This is a genomic window from Phenylobacterium sp. 58.2.17 (genome assembly GCF_026411515.1).
In the GTDB taxonomy this organism is placed as follows: Bacteria; Pseudomonadota; Alphaproteobacteria; order Caulobacterales; family Caulobacteraceae; genus Phenylobacterium.
On sequence record NZ_JAPMTQ010000058.1, the window covers coordinates 1 to 17,457 of the forward strand.

A 17,457-nucleotide genomic window follows, 5' to 3' on the forward strand; every position below is an offset into this window, starting at 1 on the left:
GGGCTGGCCGCGGACGGCGAGGCCGGGGGCGCCGGGCTCGTCTCCTGGGCCGCCGCGGCGCTCGCCGCGCAGGCGAAGGCGGCGGCGAAGACGGCCTTGAACATCAAACGCATGGATGATTACCCGCTGGCCCCTGTTGCCCCACGACTCCACTTGTAGGGCGCCTGGCGCGCGGGGCGCTAGAGCGGTTGCAGCCTGCGACGATCCGGCCGTGGATCAGTGTTCAGTCGCCGCCCGGCGGGCCGGTGGGAAAGGCGTAGAGCGGCAGCATCGGGCGCAGTTCGCCGCCGATCCAGATCTGGGGCTCGGAGGGCGGCGCCATGCCCTCGGCGATCTCGCGCAAAGCCACGCAGCTCTTCACCGCGCTGGCCAGGGCGGCGAAGTCGCGGACCGCTGGGCTCGACTTCAGCACGCAGTCATCGAAGAACGGATAGACGTTGTCCTCGCCGCAGCCGAACGAGGTGCGGTCCGGTCGAGCGGCGGTCAGGATCATCCGGTTCGGCTGGGCCAGCGGGCGGACGAAGACTCCCGAAAAGCAGGCCGACACGATCACAACGGTCGGGCGATTGCGGCAAGTCGCGTCGAGGATCCGCGCCAGCAGGCCCGGGGTCAGGATCTGCTGGTCGACCACCACGCCCTGCCGCGCCCCGTGCGAGGTGAAGTAGACCAGGCAACCGGACTTGGCCCTGGACGACAGGTCGTTCAGCGAGCGGTAGATCGCCAGGGTGTCCGATTTCAGCGGCCGATCCTTGTAGCGCTCCGGCCGCACCGAGAACTGGACAATGTTGTCGCGCGAAAAGCCGAGCCGCTGCAGTTCCCTGGAGACGTCGCGGCGGGCGTTGTCGAACGCCTCGGTCGGGCCGCCGCCGCTGCCGTGGAAGTCGCCCGCGACGACGACGGCGGCCCAGTCGCCGAACGGTCCGGCCTGGGCCGGGGCGGCCATGGCCACGGCCCAAATGAAAAACGCGCCGACGATGCCAGCGCGTTTCAACATGTCAGCTCTTGTACCGCTGGAACGGCGTGGGCACCGCGGTCCCCGTCGCCTTGGCCAGGAGCCGCCCCTCGGCGTCGTAGAGCTCGCCCTCCGTGAAGGCGATGGTGCGCCCCCACTTGGCGACCCTGCCGATCCCCTTGAGCTTTCCTGGCGCCGCCGGCCGGAAGAAGGTGGTCTTCATCTCGGCGGTCGGGGCGACGTGGGTCATGCCCGAGGCGACCATGCAGGCCACCGACATGCACTCGTCCAACATCGCACAGAGATAGCCGCCCTGGACCTGCTTCATCGGATTGAGCAGCAGTTCGGGCTTGGCCTCGAATTCGACCTCGACCGACTTCTCGGCCTGGCTGACCGCGACGATGCGGAAGCCCAGGGTCTGGGAGCCGGTGGGCTGGTTCTTCGAGCGCTGGAAGCGCGCCAGGATGGCTTCGTCCGTCAGGGCTTCGGGTTCGGCGACGACGTCGGTCATCTGGGCGCGGTCACTTCTTCCGGAAGGTGTCGAGCGAGACGACGTTGGGGGCGTTGGGATCAGCCGGCTCGGCCGGCGCCGCGGGCGGCTCGGCGGCCGCCGGCAGGGTCGTGGCCACGGCCGGAGCTTCGAACTGCAGCAGGAACTGCACGCTCGGATCATAGAAGCGGGTCACTGCCGCATAGGGCACAGACATGCGCTTGGGCTGGCCGCCGAACTTCAGCGTGACCGAGAAGAAGGTCTCGCCGGGCGCCAGGTCCCAGTACTGGTGCTGCAGGACGATGGTCATCTCGTCAGGATATTTCGACAGCAGGTCGTTGGGGCCGGAGACGCCCGGCGCCTCGGTCTTGAACGTGATGTAGAAATGGTGCGCGCCCGGCAGGCCTTCCGGCGCCGCAGCGCGTTTCAAGGCGGCCTTCACCACGCCGCGCAGGGCCTCCTGGGCCATGGCTTCGTAGTGCATCTGGTCTTGGGCCGGCGGGTCCTGGGCCATCGAAACTCCGGGGGTACTGAACGTGGTGCGGAGGGTAGCGTTTCGGCGTGGGCGCGCAAGGCGGCTCTCGTCGCAGGCGGCGCCTAATCGCAGGGTGGTGGAAGTGAAGGTGGAGGGGTTCTGTTGCAAGGCCCCCTCCGGGCCCCGCCTAGCGCTGCTAAGACGCTAGGAGTTTAGGTCGAAATCTATCGGACCGCTTACGCAGCCAGACGGACTTCTTCAGCGAAGTTGTCGTTCGCATTTAGTTTAAAGCCCGGAACGGTGGGCCAAGCCGAGAGAAAGCAACACCTTTAGACGTCTGTCGATGCTGATCGGCCCCATGCTTCCGGCGACAACTGCCGAGGAAGGATTTGGTGGAGCCGCCGGGAATCGCACCCGGGTCCAGTCCGCTTATTACGTGCGCGTTTATCTCCATAGTCGGGGCGAACCCCGACATCGCCAATATAGGGGCGGCGGGCCGGTTTTAGAAGGACTTCCCGCTGCGGAACGGTGGATGACCGTTCGCGAAGCGCGAACGGTCAGGCTGATTTCGCGAACCGCCGCGCACTGTGCGCGGGCGGGCTCGGTGTTCGGCGGGTGCGGCCGCTAGGCTTTGCGCACGCTTTCAACACCTGGAGTTTCCGCCTGTGAGCCCGCTCGTCTACGCCGCCCGCCCGATCCTGATCGACATGGCCGCGACCCTGGTCTTCTACGCCATTCTCGCCGCGAGCGGCGACGTCGCGCTCGCCACTGGCGTAGGCATGGCCCTGGGCGTCTCCCAGGTCGTGGTGATGAGACTGCGCGGGCGCAAGATCGCGGCCATGCAGTGGACGGCGTTGGCCCTGGTGGTGGTCATGGGCGGGGCCACGCTGATGACCCACGACGCGCGCTTCGTGCTGTTCAAGGCGACTGTCGTCTATGCGGCGATCGGGGCGGCGATGCTCGAGCGCGGCTGGATGGGCCGCTACATGCCGCCGGTCGCCCAGGGCCGGATCCCGGCGTCCTATGTGAACGGGGCGGGATACGCCTGGGCGGGGCTGATGTTCGTCAGCGGGGCGCTCAACCTCGGCCTGACCCTGCTGGCCGACCCGAAGCTGACCGCCGGCGTCATGTCGCTCTGGGCGCCGGGGTCGAAGCTGGTGCTGTTCGCCGCGCAGTACCTGCTGTTCAGGTCGGTGGCGCGGCGCAACACGGCGGCTGGAGTCCGCGTTTAGCGGACCACCAGCACCGGGACCGAGGCGTGGGTCAGCACTTCGGAGGTTTGGCTGCCCAGGATCAGGCGGCCCAGGCCGCGGCGGCCGTGCGAGGCCATGACGATCATGTCGACGCCTTGCGACTTGGCGGTCTCGACGATGGCCTCGGCCGGCGGCGAGTTGGGCACATGCAGGGTCTTGGCCGCCACGCCGGCCTTGTCGGCCGCAGCCTTCGCGCCGCCAAGCACACGGTCGGCGAATTCCTTCTGGATCTCGTCATAGTTCCCCATCTCCGGGGGGATCCAGCCGCCGGCGGCGCTGGCATAGACCGGGAACGGCTCGGTGACGGTGATCAGGGTGACCTGCGCACCCAGCGCCTTGGCGAGGGCCAGCCCTTGATCGACGCCCTTCTGGGCGGTTTCGGAGCCGTCGGTGGAGATGAGGATGTGCTTGTACATATTGTCTCCATGTACGGGGCAGGGGCGCGTTCGTTGCGACCTGAATGAATATTCGCGCGGGCGATCCGCAGTTCCAATTCCGCGAAACTACATAGGTTGCACGCGGGCGGTGCAGCCTAACAGCCAAGTTTGGCGCGGTCAGTCATGGCGCCCTCAACTCTGAGTGAGCGTTACGATGTTCGCGGAGTGGCGCTATCTCAAGCCTCAACCATGGGTTAGCCTCGAATCAAACGGAGGCATCTCATGCAGAAATTCGTAGCTGAATTCATCGGTACGCTGACGCTTGTGCTCTTCGGGTGCGGGGCTGCGGTTCTGGGCGGCGAGCACGTCGGCCAGCTCGGCATCGCCCTGGCCTTCGGCTTCGCCATCGTCGCCATGGCCTACGGTATCGGCGCGATCTCGGGCTGCCACGTCAACCCAGCGGTCAGCCTGGCCGCGTTCGTGGCCGGGCGGATGAACGCGCGCGACCTCGTGCTCTACTGGATCGCGCAGTTCCTGGGAGCGCTGGTCGGGGCCGGCATCCTGGCGGCCATCGCCGGCACGGCGGGCGGGCTGGGGCAAAACGGCTGGGGGCCCGGCTACAACGGCGAGTTCAGCATGCAGGCGGCGCTGATCTTCGAGGTGGTGATGACCGCCCTGTTCGTCATCGTGATCCTCGGCTCGACCTCGAGCGCGGCGCCGGCCGGCTTCGCGGGCCTGGCCATCGGCATCACGCTGGCCGTCATCCACATCGTCGGCATCCAGGTCACCGGCGTGTCGGTGAACCCGGCGCGCAGCTTCGGGCCGGCGGTGCTGGTCGGCGGCCAGGCGCTCGCCCAGCTCTGGCTGTTCTTCGTCGCCCCGGCGATCGGGGCGATCATCGGCGGGGCGCTCTACCGCCTCAACGTTCTGCGCTAGGCGGAGGCGGAGCCGCTTCGTCCTCGGGCGGCGGCTCCGTAAAGCTCGGCGGCTGGGGGCGGGCGTTCGGCGCGGGTCTCAACGCGCCGCCCTCGGCGATCAGGTCGCGATAGGCCTCGCGCGCCGACGCGTAGTTCGCGCCGCCCGGATAGATCACGTCGATGCGCGGCTCATGGCCCAGCGCCAGGCCGAGCACGGCCTCCAGCACGTCGGCCGCCTGACCGATCTCGGCGCTATCGCAGGCGCGGCGGACGGCGCGCACCTGGCCGGGCTGGGCCAGGGTCAGATCGTAGGAGGTGCCGTCGACACAGAGCGCGTCGGCCGCGCCGGCGCTGTCGACCACCCGCACCTCGCGCGGAGAACTCCAGAGCGGATCCTGGGCCAGCGCGGTCAGCCGCGCCGCCGTACCGTCGGGCGCCTCGGCGTCGAAGCCGACGCGGCGGGCGATGCCGGGCTCGCAGCAGCCGAGCCCGGCGCGAGCCTGGATGAAGGCCTTGCCGTCGCGCCGCACGATGGCGCGCACCAGGGTCTGGCGCGCCGAGGTCGCCGGCCGCACCGCGATCTCGACGATCAGTTCGCCGGGCCGGAGCAGCTGGTTCTGCAGCGGCGGCAGGCCCCACAGGCGGTAGAGCAGGGGATCATAGCCGTTGGCGACGACCAGCGGCCGATCGCCCCGGCCTGGGCGACGGCCGCCGAGCGGGTCGGCCGCTTCGTCGGGTTTGGGCCGGGCAGCGTCCCACCACGACTTCGGGTCGGGATCGGGCCAGGGCCAATCGAGGATGTGAGGCGGCGGCGGGGCCTGGCCCGGCGATTGGGCCAGGGCCGGCGCGGGCAGGAGCGCGAGGACGAGAACGGTCGCGATGCGGACCATTCGATCCTCCTTCCTACATGGCGTCGGGGCCCCTGGTGATGGAAAGCACGCCGGTGCGCGACAGTTCCACCAGGCCCAGCGGGCGCATCAGTTCGACGAACTTGTCGATCTTCGACGAGACGCCGGTCAGTTCGAAGATGAAGCTGTCGATGGTGGTGTCGAGCACCTTGGCTCGGAAGATGTCGGCGATGCGCAGGGCCTCGACGCGGTCGGGGCCGGTGCCCTTGACCTTGACCAGGGCCAGTTCGCGCTCCAGGCCGTTCGGGTCGCGGGTCACGTCCTGGACGTGGCGGGTGGCGACCATCTTCTCGAGTTGGGCCTCGATCTGCTCGAGCACGTGCGGGGCGCCGCGGGTGACGATGGTGACCCGGCTGGTGTGGGCCCGGCGGTCGGTCTCGGCGACGGTCAGGCTCTCGATGTTGTAGCCGCGGGCCGCGAACAGCCCGACCAGCCGGTGCAGTACGCCCGGCTCGTTCTCGACCAGGATCGCGAAGGTGGCCAGGTTCTCGGCTTCCTCGGCGTGGCTGAGATCGTAGACGGAGGCGGGCTGGGCGTCGGACATGCGGGGCTCTCTAAACGTCGGTCGTCGAGCACGTGTCACATGCGCGAGCGGGGGGCAAGCCGCGACTGGGGCGCGGGCGTGAACAAGTCATGAACATCTTGCTTGCGCGGAACGGCGGTTGGTGGGCGGGGCGCCGCGCCCGGGCGTTGCGCCCGGACTGTCTCAACTCCTGGAGCGGACAGTCATGAGCCCAAGACATCGCCAACGACCTGGTCGCCCTCTGCAAGGCCGGCAAGATCGCCGAGGAGCGGTTCTTCTACGGCTGAGGCGGTCGGCGCCGAGCGATCCTCGGCGCCGACGCTTTTCGTCAGACCAGCCGCTTGCCGGCGTCGTCGATGATCGAGCCGAGGTCGCGGGCCTCCTCGGCCATGATCATTTCGTTGTGGGCCTTGCCGGACGGGATCATCGGGAAGCAGTTCTCTTCCTTGGTGACCCGGCAGTCGAACAGCACCGGCTTGGGGCTGGCGATCATCTCGCGGATCTTGTCGTCCAGCTCGTCCGGATGCTCGGCCCGGATGCCGACGCCGCCGAACGCCTCGGCCATCTTCACGAAGTCCGGCAGGCTCGACGAATAGGAGTGGCTGTAGCGTTCGCCGTGCAGCAGCTGCTGCCACTGGCGGACCATGCCCATCCATTCGTTGTTCAGGATGAAGACCTTGATCGGCAGGTCATACTGAATGGCCGTCGAGATTTCCTGCATGGTCATCTGCACCGAGGCGTCGCCGGCGATGTCGATGACCAGGGCGTCCGGGTGGGCCATCTGCACGCCGACCGCGGCCGGCAGTCCGTAGCCCATGGTGCCCAGGCCGCCGGAGGTCATCCAGCGGTTGGGTTGGTCGAAGTGGTAGTACTGGGCCGCCCACATCTGATGCTGGCCGACCTCGGTGGTGATGTAGGTCTCGCGGTCCTTGGTCAGCTCGTACAGGCGCTCGATCGCGTACTGCGGCTTGATCAGCTTGGCGTCGGGTCGATAGCGGAACGACTGGCGGGCGCGCCAGGCTTCGATCTGGCGCCACCAGTCGTCGAGCGCGGCCTTGTCGGTCGAGAGGTTGCGCGACTTCCAGGCGGCGATCAGGTCCTCCAGCACGCTGGCGGCGTCGCCGACGATGCCGATGTCGGCGCGGACGTTCTTGCTGATCGACGAGGCGTCGATGTCGATGTGGATCTTCTTCGAGCCCGGGGCGAAGGCGTCCAGGCGGCCGGTCACCCGGTCGTCGAACCGCGCGCCGATCGCCACCATGACGTCGCAGTCGTGCATGGCGTTGTTGCTTTCGAAGCTGCCGTGCATGCCGACCATGCCCAGCCACGCCGGATCCGAGGCCGGGAAGGCGCCCAGGCCCATCAGGGTCGAGGTCACCGGCGCGCCGGTCAGCTTGGCGAACTCACGCAGCAGCTCGGCCGCCCGCGGGCCGGCGTTGATGACGCCGCCGCCGGTGTAGAGGATCGGGCGGCGGGCGCCGGCGATCAGCGCCACGGCGTCGGCGATCTTGTTCGGCTCGCCCTTGGTGCGCGGGTTGTAGTTGTGCGCGTGGGTGACCTCGGTCGGGCCCTGGTAGACGCCCTTGGAGAACTGGACGTCCTTGGGGATGTCGATGACGACGGGGCCGGGGCGGCCGGACGTGGCGATGTGGAACGCCTCGTGGATGATCCGCGGCAGGTCGGCCACGTCCTTGACCAGGTAGTTATGCTTGGTGATCGGGCGGGTGATGCCGATCGTATCGCACTCCTGGAACGCGTCGGTGCCGATCAGGTGGGTGGCGACCTGGCCGGTGAAGACGACCATCGGGATCGAGTCCATCAGGGCGTCGACGATGCCGGTGATGGCGTTGGTCGCGCCCGGGCCCGAGGTGACCAGGACGACGCCCGGCTTGCCGGTCGAGCGGGCGTAGCCCTCGGCCATGTGGGTCGCGCCCTGCTCGTGGCGGACCAGCACGTGCTGGAGGCGCTTCTCTTCGAACAGCGCATCGTAGATCGGCAGCACCGCTCCGCCCGGATAGCCGAACAGCACCTCGACACCCTGGTCGATGAGGGCGCGGACCACGATCTCGGCGCCGGTCAGGGTCTCAATCGTCGTTTCGGCAGCTATCGTCTGGTGGGCTGTCATTTCAGCAAGGCCTTGATTTTCGGCAATAAAAAAGGCCCTCAAGGGGCCTGGGCGAGCGACCTTCAGCGGTCTGACACGTGGTCAGTCCGCGAGAGGTCGCACAGAGAATACAAGAAGCTCACGCACGAGCGTTCTCCAAATGAAGTCGCCGAGGTCATGACATGCCCCGTTCAGCCCGTCAAGGCGGGGTGTAGCGCAATAAACTGCCTCCATTGGTCCTCATGGGCGACGGCATCGAGGCGCGGCCAGTCGGCCATCTGACCGCGCAGCCAGGTGGCCTGGCGCTTGGCGTATCGGCGGGTTTCGCGCTGGGCGTTCTCCAAACCTGCCGCGAGGCTGACCTCGCCCGCGAGCGCGGCGGCCAGTTCGCGATAGCCGACCGCCTTCATGGCCGGCAGGGAGGGATCGAGCCCGCGGGCGGCGAGGGCGGCCACCTCGTCCAGCGCCCCGCGGTCGACCATGATCCGCAGCCGCGCGTCGCAGCGGTCGAACAGCGCCTGCCGCGGCGGATCGAGCGCGACGCCGGCCCAGCTTCCCGGCGCGATGGCCGGATCGGTGCGCGCCTGCCAGTCGCTGAGCGAGGTCCCGGTGGCGGCGAACACCTCCCAGGCTCTGGTCAGGCGCTGGCGGTCAGCCGGCGAGATACGCGCCTCGGCGGCCGGGTCGGCCCCGGCCAGCCGTTGGCGGAAGGCGGTCTCGCCCATGGCTTCGAACTCGGCGGCGGTCTGGACCCGGATCTGCGGCGGAGTGTCGGGCACCTCGGCCAGGCCATGGGTGAGGGCGCGGAAATAGAGGCCGGTGCCGCCGACGATCACGGTCGGGCGCCCGCGGGCGGCGATCTCGCCGGTCAGCGCGACGGCGGCCCGCAGCCAGCGGCCGACGGACCAGCCTTCGGCGGCGTCGACGGTTCCGAACAGGTGGTGCGGGGCCTGGGCCTCTTCCTCCGGCGAGGGGCGGGCGGTGAGCAGGCGCAGGTCGGCGTAGAGCTGCAGCGCGTCGGCGTTGACGATCTCCGCCCCGATTTCGCGCGCCAGGCGCAGGGCCAGGGCGGACTTGCCGCTTGCGGTCGGCCCGGCGATCAGCCAGATGCGGGGCTCCATGCAGATCGCCCTTACCCTTGTCGGTCCCGATTCAGACGCCGCCGCGAAGGCGCTCGCCACACTGGCCCCAGCGCTCGCAGGCGTGCAGGCCCGCGTCAAGGAGCCCCGCACGCTGGGGCCCGGCGCGCTCGACCTGCTGGTCGAAGGCGCCGATGTCGCGGCGGTCCGCGCCGCGGCCGAGGCGGCCCTGGCCGGAACCGGCGTCGACGCCTGCGCGCAGCCCTGGGACGGGCGCAGGAAGCGGCTGCTGGTCGCGGACATGGATTCGACCATCATCAACGTCGAGTGCATCGACGAGCTGGCCGACTTCGCCGGCGTGAAGGACAAGGTCTCGGAAATCACCGAGCGGGCCATGCGCGGAGAGCTGGATTTCGAGGGCGCGCTGCGCGAGCGGGTCGGGATGCTGAAGGGGCTGCCGCTGGGCGACCTGCAGCGGGCCTATGACGAGCGCGTGCGGCTGAACCCCGGCGCGCGGACCCTGGTGCGCACCATGTCGGCCAACGGCGGCCGTGCGGTGCTGGTCTCGGGCGGCTTCACCTTCTTTACCTCGCGCGTGGCGCAGGCGGCGGGCTTCGCAGCCAACCGCGCCAACACCCTGAACGAGGACGGCGCGGCCCTGACCGGCACGGTCGGCGAGCCGATCCTGGGCCGTGAGGCCAAGCTGGCGGCGCTGAAGCAGGAGGCCGCCGGCATGGGGATCGAGATGACCCAGACCCTGGCGGTCGGCGACGGGGCCAACGACCTGGCGATGATCGAGGCCTCGGGCCTGGGCGTCGCCTACCGCGCCAAGCCGATCGTCGCGGCCCAGGCCGACGCCAAGGTCGACAGCGCCGACCTGACCGCGCTGCTCTACTTCCAGGGCTACCGGGCCGAGGAATTCGTAACGGACTGAAGCCGGGTTTGAATTCCGCTCATGGCCGCCGCGCGCTAGAAGCCGGGCCATGAGCTTGCCCCGCATCCCCAAGGCCGTGATCTTCGACATGGACGGCCTGCTGGTCGACACCGAGTCCGTCTATCGCGAGGCCATGACGGCCACAGCCGTCGCCGAGGGGCTGGAGTTCCCGAACGAGCTTTTCCTGCGCCTGATCGGTCTATCGTGGCCGGCCAATGCGGCGATCCTGCAGACCCATTTCGGCGCCGGCTTCGACCCGGAAGCGTTCAAGGTCGCCTCGGTCACCCGCTTCCGCGAGCTGGTCGCCGCCGAGGTGGCGCTGAAGGCCGGGGTGATCGAGATCCTCGATCTGCTGGACGAAATGGCCTTGCCGCGCGCCATCGCCACCTCGTCCGGACACGAGTCGGTCAACCATCACATCGGCGGGCACGGCCTGCTGGAGCGTTTCCACGCCATCCTGGCGGCCGGCGACTACGCCAACGCCAAGCCGGCGCCTGACCCCTACCTGCGGGCCGCCGAGGTGCTGGGCGTTGAGCCCGCCGACTGCCTGGCGCTGGAAGACAGCCACAACGGCGTGCGCGCCGCCGCCTCGGCCGGCATGATGACCATCATGGTTCCCGATCTCCTCGAGGCCACCGACGAGATGCACGCGCTGTGCGTGCGCGTCGCCGGCGACCTGCACGAGGTGCGCACGCTGGTGGCGTCGGTGCGGACGCTCGCCTAGAGCGTGACAGCTTCAAGTGGAAGCCGGTTGAAGCGGCCGTCACGCTCTCAATTTTTGAAGATAGACCCTTTTATCCGGTTCGGGTGATCCACCCGAACCGGAAAGGGTCTAGCGGCGAGCCGGATCGGCGGGCGCGGCGGCCGGGGGCGGCCCGGCCTTCACCTCGTCGACGATCGACTTCACGACATTGGCGGGGATGGCGAAGGCCAGGCCCGCGCCGGGCTCGCCGCGCGACTCCCGCGCGCTGGCCATGCCGATCACTTGGCCGGCGCTGTTGAGCAGCGGGCCGCCGGAGCCGCCGGCGGTCAGGGCCGCGTCGGTCTGCAGATAGGCCTTCACCGGCCCGCTGAGGGCTGCGCCGGCGAAGGGATCGTCCTCGTCCATCGGCGCGCCGATCTGGCGGTTCACCGCCGAGATGATGCCCGAGGTGGCGGTGCCGACCAGGCCGTAGGGCGCTCCCATCAGCACCACCGGCTGGCCGGCCTTGACCTGATTGCTGTCGCCGAAGCTAAGCGCGGCGAGCTGGCGGCCGGGGGTGGCGCGATAAACGGCGACATCGGCGGCCTCGTTGGCGCCGGCCAGCTCGGCGCGGGCGACCGTGCCGTCGGCGAACACCAGATTGACCACCGGCAGGCCGCCGGTGACATGGGCGGCGGTGACCACCAGCCCATCGGCGCTGACCACGAAGCCCGAGCCCATCTGCATCGGCGCGCCGCCGCCCCGGCTGTCGGAACCGGAGACGGTGAGCATGACGGTCGCCGCCTGGGCGCGTTGGACCGCGTCGACGAAGTTGGTCGCGCCGCGCGTCGCCGGGCCCTGGTCGCCCCGGTGGCTGAGGCCCCAGCCGATCAGCAGAAGTATGAGGAAGATGACCACGCCGGCCGCGGCGTAGAGAAGCTGTTGAGTGCGCAAAGGCGGGCTCCGGACGTAAGTACTGTCGCCGGAAAGCGGCCAAGGCGCAGCTTGGTTCCCTTTAGGGCCTGCTGCGGATGGCCGCAGTTTGGGGCGCTTTCACGGCGGATCTGTCCAGGTTTCGACCAGCCGGCGGAGCAGGGCCTCGATTGAAGGGGATCTTCAACCAAGTCTTGTCACACCCAACCCGGAGTTGCGGCGGTGGCGACTGCAGCGTTACTGAAGGCGTCCTTGGTCAGGACGCGGCCAAGGGGGCTGGTCGGCCAGGCGCGGAGGCCGAGCGCCATGACGCTCTACGCCAGACTTGTTCCGGCCGCGGTTCGACTGCGGCTGCGGCCGCACCTGCAGCGGGCGCTGGAGGTCAGCGGCCTGATCGGAGTGCTGCATCGCCGCCAAGAGCGGCGTCTGGCCTAGGCGCCGGCCCCGCCGTTCGACGACGGCCTGCCGATGCCGCCGGCCGAGCTGCTGGTGCTGGTCGGGGCGAGCTCGGACGGGCGGTGGTTCTCGGAGGGCGGACGCGAACACGCCGCAATGTTCAGCAGCCTGGCCGGCAAACACGGCGTCGACGTCGGGAAGGCGGCGGACGTCTGGGACCTGGGCTGCGGCTGCGGCCGGATCGCCCGCTGGCTGGCGCCGCAGGTGATCGCTGGCGGCGGCGCGTTCACCGGCTCGGACATCAACCGGCGGCTGGTCGACTGGACGAGCGCGCACCTGCCGGGGCGCTACCTGCTGAATGGCTTGAAGACCCCGACGCCGCTCGCGCCGAAGTCCAAGGACCTCGTCTATGCGTACTCGGTGCTGACCCACCTGCGCGAGAAGGCGGTGCGCGCCTGGCTGGAGGAGGTCCACCGCGTGCTGCGCCCCGGGGGCCTGGCGCTGCTGACCTTCCACGACGAGGGCTATGCGGGCGCCCGGGGCCCGCCGGAGGTCGTCGGGCGACTGGAGCGCGAGCCGTTCATCGTGCTGAACGACGCGATGGAAGGCTCGAACTACCTGTCGTCCTGGACGACCGCCGAGCATCTCAAGGCGCTGGCCGGGCCGCTGTTCGAGGTGCTGGAGATCGTACCCGGGCGGGCCGACAATCCGACCCAAGCGGTCGCGGTGCTGCGCGCGCGTGCGGGATGATCGAGGGGAGCGAGGCGGTGATGTCGCCTTTGCGTGATGATGCTTAGGTCCGATTCCGCCCGTCTGAGACGCTCGGAAGGACCGCTTCCCGGAAGAGGGCCAAGCGGTTAGCGTCGAGTATGCTCCAGCATGCCGCGAACACGCTCATGATCGTCTGCGCTGCCGCTTTTGTAGGGGCGACACTCCGCGCAACTTTTCATAAATGGTCGCAACGGGGTTCATACCGCGGACTACTCGTTTGGACGGTGGTCGGGGGCGTGGCGATGTCCCTGCTGATCCTCGTTGGAGGCCTCAAAGGTAGTTGAACGTCCGCTCACCACCCGTCGCCGACGCTTGGGAGGTCTGCTCTCGGACGCGAAGGCATACGCCCTTGTCGGGGCCGAAGCTTGTGACCGAAATCGACCCGTTGCGGACGCTCACGGAGCCGAAGAGGGAGGGACCGGAGGCATATCATCAAACACAGCGCAGCCCTCGGGGTACGCAATCCACGGCATGCCTTGCGCGCAGCTTACGGCAATGGTGGGGACCGGCAGCGTCGGATCGGCGAAGCAGCCTCCCGCAAATCCTGTCTGGCCGGGTCTCCACGCCCCGAAGGACCGCCAATAGATGGTCGAACCGCACCTTGAGCAAAGCCAGCGTTTGCCGACGCCGTCGAGGATCGCCAACGGACCTTCCACCCGACCGACCTGTTCATCGTGGAAGTAGACCGACCATCCGAACGGCGCACCCGTACGCCGTTTGCAATTGTCGCAGCTACAGAGCCCGCTGCTGACCGGCTCGCCCTCAACCTCGACTTCGCACGCCTGACACGCACATCGCGCAGTTCGAACCGTCATGACGGGTCGGCTTCGTCCGGAAGACGGTCGTATCCGATGAATGAGAACAGGCGGCGGCCCAGGGCCAAAGGTTCAGGCGTTCCGGCGAAGCGATGCATGCCGACGCCGAATTCGAGGCTCTCGTCAGACAGCCGTTCCCGCTCGAAGCCGCGGCCCTCGAACCACACGCAAATCCGCCCCACGCGGTCCGGCGCCCGACGATTGCGCGTCCAGATGACTCGGCCCCCCGTCCTGCAAAATTGAGGACAAGTCGCCACGACCCGCTCGATATCGGCGTCGCTGATATTGCCGAACAGCCCGCAGATCAGCACCAGGTCGGCGGGCGTCATGCCGTCGTAGTTCTCGCTGCGCGAAGCGTCCGCGGCGACGACCTCCACCTGAGATAGCCCGCTCGCTTGCGCCGCCGCCTCGGCAAGCTCGCAATTGCCCTCGTCGAGTTCCACCAGACGGACTTGAACATCCTTGCGGCGCGGATGGTCTGCGAGCACTTCGAGCACGTCCCGCCCCTGGCCTGCGCACAGGCTGATCACCCGGAGTTGGCCGGGCGGGCTCCGGTCCAGAGCGTCTCGCACCAACCCTTGGACGATCCTCAGCCGTCTCGTCATCGGCGAGGCGGGATCGTCGTACTTCTCATGCCAGACTTTCCAGTCCATGGAGTTCGCTCGGATGTCCGCCGGGGCCTCGACGCTAGGTGGCGGCGAGGCGCAAGGCAACGGCGCACGCCCGTTCGAGTAAGTTTGGGATTCTACGACTGTCTGAGGCGACGCGTAAGGCGGCGCCGTGGGAGCTGCCTGGGCGCTAGAGCGCGATCCAGTAGTGCAGGGCGGTGTCGCCGGGGATCCAGATGTGCGGGATCGAGGCGGTGTGGACGCCGCCGTTCTTTTCGATGACGCGGATGGACGCCGGGTTCTGGGCGTTGACGGTCAGCAGCACCCGCTCGAGGTCGAGGTTGGCGCGGATGTAGTCCAGGCCGGCGGCGAGGATGGCGCTGGCGTGGCCCCGGCCCCGGGCCGAGGGGCGCACGGCGTAGCCGACGTGGCCGCCAACCTTTTCCAGGTTGGCGTTCAGGTGATGGCGGATGTGCAGCGAGCCGAGGAATTCCTCGCCTTCGACGTACCAGAGCACCGTGTAGGGGACGGCCGGGCCCTGGCTGCCGTCGGGCAGGGTGACGCTGGTCGGCGGGGCGAGTTGGCCGGCGACGAAGGCGGCCGGATCGCCGGCCACCTCTGCGATGCTCTGCGGCGTTTCCGGGCGGAGGGTGTCGCGGGCGTAGCCCTCGCGCAACGCCGCCACGAAGGAGGGCATGTACGCGAGGTCTGGCCGAACGAGGCGCGGCGCCATCAGCGGGCGTTAGGACCGCGCTCGAAGTACTTGAAGAAGGCGCTGTCGGGCGAGAGCACCATCGTCGTGTCGCCCTGGCCGAGCGAGGCCTCGTAGGCCTGCATCGAACGGTAGAACGAGGCGAAGGCCGGGTCCTTGCCGAAGCCCTGGGCGAAGAGGCGCGTACGGACGGCGTCGCCCTCGCCTCGAGTGGTCTCGGCCTGCTCGCGGGCGGTGGCCAGGGTGATGGCCACTTCCTTGTCGGCGCCGGCGATGATCTCGCGCTTTTCCTGCTCGCCCTGGGCGCGGATGCGGGCGGCTTCCTGCTGGCGGCTGGTCTGCATCCGGCGATAGACCGACTCCTGGATCTGCGGCGGGTAGTCGGCGCGCTTGATGCGGATGTCGATGATCTGGATGCCGAGGCGCGAGGCGGCGGCGCGGGCGACGACGTCCTTCTTGGTCTGGGCCAGCAGCGCTTCGCGGCGGCCGGAGATGATCTCGGTCGAGGTCGCGGTGCCGAGCACCTGGCGCAGCGACGAGTTCACCAGCCGCTCGATGCGGTCGCTGGCGGTCTGCTCGTCGCGCAGGGTGCGGTAGTAGAGCAGCGGGTTGGAGATGCGGTAGCGGACGAAGGCGTCGACCACCAGGCGCTGCTGGTCGGAGGCGGTGATTTCTTCCTGGGCGGCCTCGATGGCGAGGTTGCGCTTGTCGAACATGACCACGTTCTCGACGAACGGGACCTTGATCTTCAGGCCGGGGCCCGGATCGCCGGGGGCGTTGATGACGCGCACGGGCTCACCCAGGCGCACGATCACCGCCTGCTTGCGCTGGTCGACGATGAAGAAGGTCTGCGACAGGACGATCAGCGCGCCGGCCAGCAGGATGCCGAGAACGGGAAGGCTGCGGTTCATCGGGCGGCTCCCGTCGACGGCGCGACCGTGGGCGGAGCGGGCTCCGTACCGGACGGCGCAGGCTGGGTGCGCGGCCGGAACACGTCGGGCGGCAGGATGATCGGCGCGCTCGCGCCCTTGCCGTCGATGACGACCTTGTTCGACTTGGCCAGCACGCGTTCCATGGTCTCGATGTAGAGGCGGTCCTTGGTCACGCCCGGAGCGCGGCGGTACTCGTTGTAGATCTGGTTGAAGCGGGCGACGTCGCCGGTCGCTTCGCGCACGGCCTGTTCGCGATAGCCCTCGGCGGACTGGACCAGCTTGGCCGCGTCACCCTTGGCTTCGTTGACCACGCGGTTGCGGTAGGTGTTGGCCTCGTTGCGGGCCGACTCCTGGTCCTGGCCGGCGCTGTTCACGTCGCGGAAGGCCGCGGCGACCTCCTGCGGCGGGTTGGCCGAGCGGATCTGGACTTCGACGACGCTGATGCCCGCGCCCCAGGAATCCAGGGTCTTCTGCATCAGTTCAGCGGTCTGGGCCTGGACCTGGCCGCGGCCGGTGGTGAGGATCGGCTGCAGGTCGGACTTGCCGACCACCTCGCGCATGGCGCTTTCGGCGGCGGCCTTCACCGAGGCGTCGGGGTCGCGCAGCGTGAACACGTACTTGCTGGCGTCGGCGACGCGCCAGGTGACGCTGAAGTTCAGGTCGACGATATTCTCGTCGCCGGTCAGCATCAGGCTTTCCTCGGGGACCTTGGCGTCGCCCACCCCGCCGATGTCGATGCGGTTCAGGGTGGTGACCGGCACCTTCTCGACCCGCTCGATGGGGGCGGGGAGATGGTAGCGGATGCCAGGCGCCTCGGAGCGCGAATAGGCGCCGAAGGTGGTGACCACGGCCTGTTCGTTGGGTTGGACGATGTAGACGCCCGACAGCGCCCACAGACCGACGCCGACCCCAGCCACCGCCGCGACCGCGGCAGGACGCACGCCGTCGCCGCCCGGACCGCCGAAGAAGTCGCGCAACTGTCGCTGCAGCCGCTCAAAGGCGGCGTTCAATTCGGGACCTTCAGGGCGGCGCGGGCCGCGAGGACCGCCGCCGCCGCCGCCCAGCGGGCGGCGGGGGCCAGGTTTTTTGTCGCCGTTCCCTTCGTTGGGCGGCGGCGCGCCCCAAGGGCCGGGGTTCGCGTTGTCGTTCCAAGGCATGGTCGCGTCGTCTTGCTCTCGTTTCGGCGCGGCCGCGTCGTTGGCCCGTGCATGGGCTTGTAAACCGGCGCTGTGAGCCGGATATGTGGCCCAACACCGGTTAAAGCAAGTCAAAGGGCCGTATGGAGCCGACAATCCCCGACCGCGACAGCGTCCTGAAAGCGCTCGATCGCGTCCTCGATCCGAAGACCGGCAAGGGATTGACGAGCGCTGGGCTCGTCCGTGGGCTGACGGTCGGGCGCGGGCGCGCCGGCTTCATGCTCGAGGTGCCGGCCAGCGAAACGGCGCTCTACGCGCCGGTGCGCGACGCCGCCCAGGAGGTGCTGGCGGCGCTGCCCGGCGTGGAAAAGGCGCAGGTGGTGCTGACCGCCGAGCATGCCGCCGCGCCCCCGGCCGACGGCGTCACCCGCGTGCGCAAGGGCGCGCGCGTGGCCCAGGA

The 17,457-nt window shown here is 69.0% G+C and carries 21 protein-coding genes and 1 other RNA gene; 7 read left to right on the forward strand and 15 right to left on the reverse strand.

Annotated features, from left to right (window positions below; all coding sequences use genetic code 11):
* Positions 1-223: 223 nt before the first annotated feature.
* The 4 genes from OUA97_RS21305 to ssrA all read right to left on the reverse strand — a co-directional run bounded on the left by OUA97_RS21305 (position 224) and on the right by ssrA (position 2,429).
* Positions 224-994, reverse strand: coding sequence for a C13 family peptidase (locus OUA97_RS21305; RefSeq protein ID WP_267234075.1), 771 nt, complete (start codon positions 992-994; stop codon positions 224-226).
* Between the two features lies 1 nt (position 995).
* Complete coding sequence (locus OUA97_RS21310) at positions 996-1,463, reverse strand: PaaI family thioesterase (protein WP_267234077.1); 468 nt, start codon at positions 1,461-1,463, stop codon at positions 996-998.
* Between the two features lie 10 nt (positions 1,464-1,473).
* Positions 1,474-1,956, reverse strand: a complete 483-nt coding sequence (locus OUA97_RS21315) for an SspB family protein (protein WP_267234079.1) — start codon at positions 1,954-1,956, stop codon at positions 1,474-1,476.
* A gap of 108 nt (positions 1,957-2,064) precedes the next feature.
* Positions 2,065-2,429, reverse strand: a transfer-messenger RNA (tmRNA) gene (gene ssrA, locus OUA97_RS21320).
* Between the two features lie 153 nt (positions 2,430-2,582).
* Here ssrA and OUA97_RS21325 point away from each other — a divergent pair.
* On the forward strand, positions 2,583-3,149 hold the full coding sequence (locus OUA97_RS21325; protein ID WP_267234081.1) for an inner membrane-spanning protein YciB: 567 nt from the start codon (positions 2,583-2,585) through the stop codon (positions 3,147-3,149).
* On the opposite strand, the gene OUA97_RS21330 is transcribed toward OUA97_RS21325, so the two are convergent.
* Entirely contained in the window at positions 3,146-3,586 is a 441-nt protein-coding gene (locus OUA97_RS21330; protein ID WP_267234083.1) for a universal stress protein, read from the reverse strand. The two genes, OUA97_RS21325 and OUA97_RS21330, sit on opposite strands and share 4 nt — an antisense overlap.
* A 225-nt stretch (positions 3,587-3,811) precedes the next feature.
* Between OUA97_RS21330 and OUA97_RS21335 the strand changes: the two genes are divergently transcribed.
* On the forward strand, positions 3,812-4,483 hold the full coding sequence (locus OUA97_RS21335; RefSeq protein ID WP_267234106.1) for an aquaporin: 672 nt from the start codon (positions 3,812-3,814) through the stop codon (positions 4,481-4,483).
* Here OUA97_RS21335 and OUA97_RS21340 read toward each other — a convergent pair.
* From OUA97_RS21340 to miaA, 4 genes are all read right to left on the reverse strand, one after another.
* The gene (locus OUA97_RS21340) at positions 4,467-5,354 is read right to left on the reverse strand and encodes a hypothetical protein (protein ID WP_267234084.1); all 888 of its coding nucleotides are present in this window, start codon (positions 5,352-5,354) and stop codon (positions 4,467-4,469) included. The genes OUA97_RS21335 and OUA97_RS21340 overlap by 17 nt on opposite strands.
* Before the next feature lie 13 nt (positions 5,355-5,367).
* Positions 5,368-5,916 carry an acetolactate synthase small subunit gene (ilvN, locus tag OUA97_RS21345; RefSeq protein ID WP_267234085.1) on the reverse strand — a complete coding sequence of 183 codons (549 nt, stop codon included), beginning with the start codon at positions 5,914-5,916 and terminating at the stop codon, positions 5,368-5,370.
* A 307-nt stretch (positions 5,917-6,223) separates the two neighbouring features.
* Entirely contained in the window at positions 6,224-8,020 is a 1,797-nt protein-coding gene (locus tag OUA97_RS21350) for an acetolactate synthase 3 large subunit (protein ID WP_267234086.1), read from the reverse strand.
* Positions 8,021-8,190: 170 nt separating this feature from the next.
* Positions 8,191-9,120, reverse strand: coding sequence for a tRNA (adenosine(37)-N6)-dimethylallyltransferase MiaA (gene miaA / locus OUA97_RS21355; protein WP_267234087.1), 930 nt, complete (start codon positions 9,118-9,120; stop codon positions 8,191-8,193).
* Between miaA and serB the strand changes: the two genes are divergently transcribed.
* Positions 9,119-10,012, forward strand: coding sequence for a phosphoserine phosphatase SerB (serB, locus tag OUA97_RS21360; RefSeq protein WP_267234089.1), 894 nt, complete (start codon positions 9,119-9,121; stop codon positions 10,010-10,012). The genes miaA and serB overlap by 2 nt on opposite strands.
* A 49-nt stretch (positions 10,013-10,061) precedes the next feature.
* A complete protein-coding gene (locus OUA97_RS21365; RefSeq protein WP_267234091.1) occupies positions 10,062-10,736 on the forward strand; it encodes an HAD family hydrolase in 675 nt (224 codons plus the stop codon).
* A gap of 108 nt (positions 10,737-10,844) precedes the next feature.
* On the opposite strand, the gene OUA97_RS21370 is transcribed toward OUA97_RS21365, so the two are convergent.
* Complete coding sequence (locus OUA97_RS21370; protein ID WP_267234092.1) at positions 10,845-11,648, reverse strand: S1C family serine protease; 804 nt, start codon at positions 11,646-11,648, stop codon at positions 10,845-10,847.
* A 285-nt stretch (positions 11,649-11,933) separates the two neighbouring features.
* Here OUA97_RS21370 and OUA97_RS21375 point away from each other — a divergent pair, with 285 nt between their 5' ends.
* Entirely contained in the window at positions 11,934-12,062 is a 129-nt protein-coding gene (locus tag OUA97_RS21375; RefSeq protein WP_267234093.1) for a hypothetical protein, read from the forward strand.
* Between the two features lie 33 nt (positions 12,063-12,095).
* Entirely contained in the window at positions 12,096-12,773 is a 678-nt protein-coding gene (locus tag OUA97_RS21380) for a class I SAM-dependent methyltransferase (RefSeq protein ID WP_267234095.1), read from the forward strand.
* 416 nt (positions 12,774-13,189) lie between these two features.
* On the opposite strand, the gene OUA97_RS23490 is transcribed toward OUA97_RS21380, so the two are convergent.
* The 5 genes from OUA97_RS23490 to hflK all read right to left on the reverse strand — a co-directional run bounded on the left by OUA97_RS23490 (position 13,190) and on the right by hflK (position 16,871).
* The gene (locus OUA97_RS23490; protein ID WP_416362451.1) at positions 13,190-13,609 is read right to left on the reverse strand and encodes a GFA family protein; all 420 of its coding nucleotides are present in this window, start codon (positions 13,607-13,609) and stop codon (positions 13,190-13,192) included.
* Positions 13,606-14,262, reverse strand: coding sequence for a class I SAM-dependent methyltransferase (locus OUA97_RS21385; RefSeq protein ID WP_267234097.1), 657 nt, complete (start codon positions 14,260-14,262; stop codon positions 13,606-13,608). Before OUA97_RS21385 ends, OUA97_RS23490 begins: the two co-directional genes overlap by 4 nt.
* A gap of 145 nt (positions 14,263-14,407) precedes the next feature.
* Positions 14,408-14,914: a GNAT family N-acetyltransferase gene (locus OUA97_RS21390; protein ID WP_267234099.1), complete on the reverse strand. Its 507-nt coding sequence runs from the start codon at positions 14,912-14,914 to the stop codon at positions 14,408-14,410.
* Positions 14,915-14,949: 35 nt separating this feature from the next.
* Positions 14,950-15,840: a protease modulator HflC gene (gene hflC, locus OUA97_RS21395; RefSeq protein WP_267234101.1), complete on the reverse strand. Its 891-nt coding sequence runs from the start codon at positions 15,838-15,840 to the stop codon at positions 14,950-14,952.
* Complete coding sequence (gene hflK / locus OUA97_RS21400) at positions 15,837-16,871, reverse strand: FtsH protease activity modulator HflK (RefSeq protein ID WP_267234103.1); 1,035 nt, start codon at positions 16,869-16,871, stop codon at positions 15,837-15,839. Before hflK ends, hflC begins: the two co-directional genes overlap by 4 nt.
* A gap of 269 nt (positions 16,872-17,140) precedes the next feature.
* Here hflK and OUA97_RS21405 point away from each other — a divergent pair.
* On the forward strand, positions 17,141-17,457 hold a 317-nt coding region (locus OUA97_RS21405; protein WP_267234105.1), incomplete at its 3' end, for an iron-sulfur cluster assembly protein.